The organism is Butyrivibrio sp. LB2008 (assembly GCF_000621565.1).
In the GTDB taxonomy this organism is placed as follows: domain Bacteria; phylum Bacillota; class Clostridia; order Lachnospirales; family Lachnospiraceae; genus Butyrivibrio.
On the sequence record NZ_KK211305.1, the window covers coordinates 514,290 to 520,665 of the forward strand.

Below are 6,376 nucleotides of genomic sequence, written 5' to 3' on the forward strand. Positions count from 1 at the left end.
ACATCATGGCGCGCATTAAGAAAATTTGGGGAGTAGTCATAATATATCTTATTTTGTTTTTGTTTTTTATAATTAGTTTTTTTCCGGTATTCTATACGTTTATGTCATCGTTTAAGAGCAATATGGATATTCTGACAACAGGTAATATGCTTATCCCGAAGCAGTTTGTTTTGGATAACTATGTAAAGGCATGGAAGCTTGCCGATTTTAGGACGTATACTACAAACAGTATGTTTCTGTCTTTTTTCTGTGTTGTCGGTGCGATATTTTCAAGTACGATATGCGGTTATGTATTTGCAAGGGCAACGTTTAAGGGAAAAGAGATCATTTTTTATTTCATGATCTCATCGATGTTTGTTTCACTCGGTACGCTGACTCTTTATCCGCTTCTTATGATCATGAAAGCATTTCATCTTAACAAGTCGCTCTGGGGCGTCATTATAATCCGCGTGTTTGGGATGAATGTCACAAATCTGTTTATCGCAAGAGGGTATATAAGCTCGATTCCGAGCGAGATAGATGAGGCAGCCAAGATAGACGGATGTTCATTCTGCGGGATATACCACAGGATAATTTTTCCGCTTTGCAAGCCGCTTATAGCGACGGTTGGGATACTGGCATTTAGAAGTGCATGGAATGATTATATGCTACCTATGGTATTTACAATGACGGATACAAGGCGAATGCCGCTTGTTGTCGGAATTATGCATTTGAAATCTTCGGGAGATGCAGCGTCGTCCTGGAATTTAATGCTGGCAGGAACCGCAATTTCGCTTGTTCCTATGATGATAATATATATAATTTTTAACAGGTATTTTATCTCGGGAATGACGGCCGGAGCGGTAAAAGGATGAGCTAAAAGCTATTATTTAGATGGCTATATATTGGGCTTATCTTACAATTTAGTAAGATAAGCTCTTTTTTTCGTAAATCTACTTGACATACTTCGGCAGACGTAGTACGTTGTACTACGACAGTCAAAGTATATTGGATATTAAATATTGAACACAAAATGAGGACATATCTTTTATGAAAAAACTTGTTGAGATCAAGGATGTATGCAAGATATACAATCCCGGAGAAAATGAGGTCAGAGCGCTTGATCACATAAATCTGACTATTGGTGAAGGTGAACTTGTTGCGATAATCGGACAGTCGGGTTCAGGTAAGTCAACACTTATGAATATGCTTGGATGTCTCGATACTCCCACGAGCGGTAAATATTTCCTTCATGGACATGATGTATCACATATGACGGATGATGAACAATCGGATATCAGAAACAGAGAGATCGGATTCATCTTTCAGGGATTTAATCTGATACAGTCGCTTACAGCCAAAGAAAATGTAGAACTTCCTCTTATCTACAGGGGAGTGGGTAAAAAAGAACGTGAAAGACTTGCGGATGCCGCGCTTAACAGCGTAGGACTTGAGAAGAGAAAGACGCACAGACCGAATGAGATGTCGGGCGGTCAGCAGCAGAGAGTTGCGATTGCAAGGGCCATAGCGCAGGCACCTCCGATACTTCTTGCGGACGAGCCTACAGGTAACCTTGATTCGGCTTCAAGCAAGGAAATAATGAAGATAATAAAGAGACTATACGCCGAGGGCAGAACGGTCATCATCATCACCCATGACCCCGGTATTGCCGAACAGGCAAAAAGAATCATCACAATCTCTGATGGAAAGATCAAGAGTGATATTATAAATCCTGATTACAAAGAAGACTAAGGGGAGTAAGAAAATGGCAGACAATAAAGATTTAAAGAAAGATGTGGAGACCAAAGAAGAAAAAAAGGTTCCCATCGCAGAAGAAAAAAATGAGATAAAAGAAACAACAGGAAGTTCTGTTGAGATTTACGACGAAGATGACGATTTTGATGTAGAAGAAACAAAGAAGCCCAAGAAAAAGATAAAGAAAAAATGGATAGTACTCGGCATAGTAGCGCTTCTTCTCATCTTCTTTATCGTAAAAGGAATCACAGCTTCAAAGAATGCTGTAACTATGGTTGAAACTGTTGATGTTGCAAAGGGAAGCATTGAAAATGTTCTTTCCGTGTCGGGAACCGTTGAAAGTGCTGAGACAAAGAGTTATTTTGCAGATGTTGCGGCTCCTATCGACAAGCTTAATGTCAAGATTGGAGATAAGGTTGCTAACGGAGATGTGCTCTATACATACAATGAAAAAGAGCTCAATCTTGCAGAGCAGCAGGCACAGCTCGCAATCAAACAGGCTAAGGGAAGTTACAGTGCTCTTTTCCCTGAGACTGCAGCTGCAGACAGAAAGTATGCTGAGGGAATGAACGCTCAGCAGATCAACGATAGAATCGATGCTATTACAGCTGAGATCAATGCTTTGAATGATAAGATCACAGAGAAGACAAACCGTATAAATAAGACTTTAGATGATCTTAACAAAACCGCGAGGGATATTAACCAGAACGGAATTGATGATACCATGGAAGGTTATTTTGACGAAGAGGAAGATGGTCATATAAAGAGAAGAGTAGACGATGACGATGATGACAGTATGCAGATGTCATTGGCTGTACAGCAGTCTATCATTGATGTTAGCGGCGCACTTAAGAACGATCCCGAGATGCAGGAATGGCAGAGACAGATCAATAATCTTAAGGAAGAGCAGTCTCATCTTTCAACAGCAAAGGCTTCCCAGGTAAACGGCGGACAGGTTCAGTCTACAAAGGCAACACTTGATTCAACACAGCTTACTCAGGGAAATACCATTGAAAAGATTAAGGCGGCAAAAGAAGGCGTGAAAGCTGACTTTAACGGCGTGGTTACAGAAGTTGAAGTAGTTGAAGGTGCTACAGTTGCAAGCGGAACAAAGATGGTTACACTTGCAAACCTTGACGATGTTCAGGTGAGCGTTCAGGTTTCAAAGACAGATCTTCCCAAGATCTCAGTAGGACAGAAAGTTGATATTACGATCAACGGCAAGGCTTATACAGGTGAAGTTACACAGATTTCCGGTTCTGCTACAAAGAATGCAAACGGAGTAGCTGTTGTAGATACCAAGATCAAGGTTACAAACCCTGACAATGAGATAATTCTCGGTGTAGAGGCAAACAACAAGATTCATGCCGAGAAGGCTGACAATACGATCGTACTTCCTTATGAGTATGTGCAGACAGATGCAGAGGGCGACTATGTATTTGTGCTTGAGAACGGTACTGCTGTAAGAAAAGCAGTTAAGATCGGTATCTCTACAAGTACAGATGCTCAGATTGTAGAAGGACTTTCAGAAAACGATAAGGTAATAACAACTAATCTTGATACGCTTACTGACGGAATGCCGGTAGCTACTATGGAAGTGAAAGATGAGTAAATTAGGCGAGTATATAAAGAGTGCAATAAAGCAGATGAAGCATAACGGCTACAGGACGCTTATGACAATGCTTGGTATTGTCATCGGTATAGCGGCCGTTATTGCGGTGGTTGCTCTCGGTAACGGAATGAAACAGTACGTTAAGGATCAGATCAACGGAATATACGGTAATTTCGGTGTGATCAGGATTGATACGTCGAAGACTACCGACTTTTTTACCCAGGATGATATTTCTCTGCTAAAGGAAGAGTTACCTGATATAAAAGGTGCATCGCCGGATTATTACGTTGGAGGAAAGGTTAAGGGACCCAGAGGAACGTTCCTTGCTTATGTAGAGAGCGGAACGGAAGTGATTGAATATCAATATCCAAATAAAATTATCAAGGGAAGTTATTTCACTCAGCAGCAGGTGGAATCAGCTCAGAGAGTATGCGTTATGCTGCAAAATGATGCAAAAAAGCTCTTTGGAACCGATGAATGTCTGGGAAAAGAGATAGAAATATTAATAGACGGAAAATCAGCTAATTATACCGTTGTTGGCATCAGAGATAATACAAATGAGATGTATGATTTCCTTACACAGGATATGGACTATTCAGCTACGATTGAGGTTCCGTATACATCGTTTGCTTCAGATTACGGGTACGATATAGGTAAATGGTCTCAGCTGTATCTTTTCACCGATCAGGATGTCTTACAGCAAAGATGCGATGATGCACAGGTTATACTTACAAATGCGCATGGGCTTAGAGGAGCAAATGCAATTTCTTCTTACAGCATGGCGGACATGTCGGATTCAATTGATACGATTATGAGCAAAGCAAGTACATTCCTTATCCTTGTTGCATTTATATCGCTTCTCGTTGGTGGAATTGGCATTATGAATATCATGCTCGTGTCTGTAACGGAGAGAACAAGGGAAATAGGAATAAGAAAATCCATCGGCGCAAGAACGGGAGCTATAACCATGCAGTTTTTGTCTGAGGCGGCAATTCTTACGCTTTCGGGCGGAGTACTTGGAATTATACTTGGAATAGTTCTTGCAAGAGTGATGTGCAAGATGATCAATATGCCGCTTTTCATTCCACCTACAGCGATAGTGGGAGCAGCATTATTTTCAATAATGGTAGGCCTTGTCTTCGGCCTTTATCCTGCAAGAAAGGCTGCAAAAATGAAACCGATTGATGCATTGAGAGTGTGAAAATATGGGAAAAGCAGGAGAATATTTAAAAAGTGCGATTGCAAGCATACGAAATAATAAGGGAAGATCGCTTCTTACGATGCTTGGAATCATAATAGGTATAGCGTCGGTACTTACGATCCTCGTTATCGGAGACGGTCTTAAGGCTACCGCAAACGGGCAGTTTGAAGACATGGATGTTTTGACGATAGATGTATCTATTGATGAGAGCAAGACCGATAAGTGCTTTACGCCGGAAAATATGGCCGCTGTCGAGCGCAGCATGAGTTCTATCTATGGTTTTGGGCCGAGTATAAATATGGTTGGAACGGCTGACGGGAAAAAAGATTCTTACACTCTGTTTTTCACTGGAGTAAGTGATGTGAAGCGTTTTACCACCGGAAATAAGATTGTGCACGGGCGCTATTTTACCCGCGATGATGTTGATGAATGTAATTATGTGTGCGTTATAAGTCAAGGGGCTGCAACTGCATTGTTTGGGTATGAAGAGGCTGTCGGAGAAACGTTTGAAGCCACTGTCGGTGAAAAGACGAAGGAATTCACCGTAGTCGGTATCAGAGAGGATACTTCGATGGATAAGTCGTATGCAGGTCAGTATGGAAACGATCCGATATTTATGCCTGATATACCATATACTGTTGTCCCTGATATGTGCGACAAGGACGTAAATAACATGTTTACTTCGGCATCTGCATATGTGCACAAAGACAATAAAGATGAAGCCCAAGCCAAGATAAAGAGTGTTGTAGAGAATGTCATGGGGCTTAGAGGCGAAAGTGCGATTAAAGTTAAATCGACGGAAGGAATGAGCACCGTAGAGGAGACTATCCTTGATGTAATAACATCAGTAGTAAGTCTTATAGCGAGTATCTCTCTTTTGGTCGGAGGTATCGGTGTTATGAATATCATGACGGTATCTGTTACCGAGAGAACGAGAGAAATCGGAATAAGGAAATCCCTTGGTGCAAGGACATCTTCAATCCTCACGCAGTTCCTTGCCGAGGCAGCAATCCTTACATCCATCGGTGGAATCATCGGCATAATCTTAGGTCTTTTATTTGCCAAAATTGCCTGCATGGTGGCCGGATTCGGCTTTGTAGTCAATCCTTTTCTTATAGCAGGTGTCGTTGCCATCTCAACCGGAATAGGCCTGTTCTTTGGCATCTATCCCGCAAGACGCGCAGCCAAGCTGAACCCTATCGATGCACTTCGCACTGAGTAAAGGTTGTGTCATCGGTTCCGCCAAAAAGCGGGGCGCCGGGGACTTATGTTTTTTCGCAATCACTCCGGCTCACATTTTCGCAGGGTTCCGACCGTTTTTCTTTTATGGCGCATGTTGTAACTAAACTCGCAACCCGACGCCTTTATAAGAATTGTAATACGCTACTTCGTAGCTACAAAAATAAGCAAAGCCACTCTAGCAAGCTTTAAAGTTTGCAGAGCTGGCTTTGCTTATTTTTATACGCCCGCTTAGGCGGGCTATTACAATTCTTATAAAGGCGTCGGGTTGCTCAAACAACGTTACAACATGCGCAGGAAAAACGGTCGGAACCCTGCGAAAATGTGGCCTCCCGTGAAATGCTCAAAAACATAAGTCCCCGGCGCCCCGCTTTTTGGCGGAACCGGCGAAGGTTACGAGTTACAAAAGTTGTGAACGTCAAGAGTGTTGCATGAGTCAACCTATTCCACTGCTTTGCAGAATGACAATTTACTCTTCTTAAAAGGGCGAGATATTGGGGGACAGCAGTACATTCTTGAACATGAAGTTCAAGAATGCATCAACCAAGCCAATTTGAATCGACTTCGTCGATAGGGCTTGGTTGACTCCT

5 protein-coding genes are annotated in these 6,376 nt (G+C 42.1%); all 5 read left to right on the forward strand.

The genetic code is table 11. The features are described 5' to 3' along the window. Positions 1–5 precede the first annotated feature (5 nt). The 5 genes from T356_RS0112290 to T356_RS0112310 all read left to right on the forward strand — a co-directional run bounded on the left by T356_RS0112290 (position 6) and on the right by T356_RS0112310 (position 5,769). Positions 6–854, forward strand: a complete 849-nt coding sequence (locus T356_RS0112290; RefSeq protein ID WP_026514740.1) for a carbohydrate ABC transporter permease — start codon at positions 6–8, stop codon at positions 852–854. A gap of 175 nt (positions 855–1,029) precedes the next feature. Next, positions 1,030–1,731 (forward strand): ABC transporter ATP-binding protein, encoded by a 702-nt coding sequence (locus T356_RS0112295; RefSeq protein WP_026514741.1) that lies wholly within the window; start codon positions 1,030–1,032, stop codon positions 1,729–1,731. Positions 1,732–1,744: 13 nt separating this feature from the next. Continuing rightward, positions 1,745–3,346 carry an efflux RND transporter periplasmic adaptor subunit gene (locus tag T356_RS0112300; RefSeq protein ID WP_026514742.1) on the forward strand — a complete coding sequence of 534 codons (1,602 nt, stop codon included), beginning with the start codon at positions 1,745–1,747 and terminating at the stop codon, positions 3,344–3,346. Beyond that, on the forward strand, positions 3,339–4,547 hold the full coding sequence (locus T356_RS0112305) for an ABC transporter permease (RefSeq protein ID WP_026514743.1): 1,209 nt from the start codon (positions 3,339–3,341) through the stop codon (positions 4,545–4,547). The genes T356_RS0112300 and T356_RS0112305 overlap by 8 nt, the downstream gene beginning before the upstream one ends. 4 nt (positions 4,548–4,551) lie before the next feature. Continuing rightward, the gene (locus T356_RS0112310; RefSeq protein WP_026514744.1) at positions 4,552–5,769 is read left to right on the forward strand and encodes an ABC transporter permease; all 1,218 of its coding nucleotides are present in this window, start codon (positions 4,552–4,554) and stop codon (positions 5,767–5,769) included. Positions 5,770–6,376: the final 607 nt, after the last annotated feature.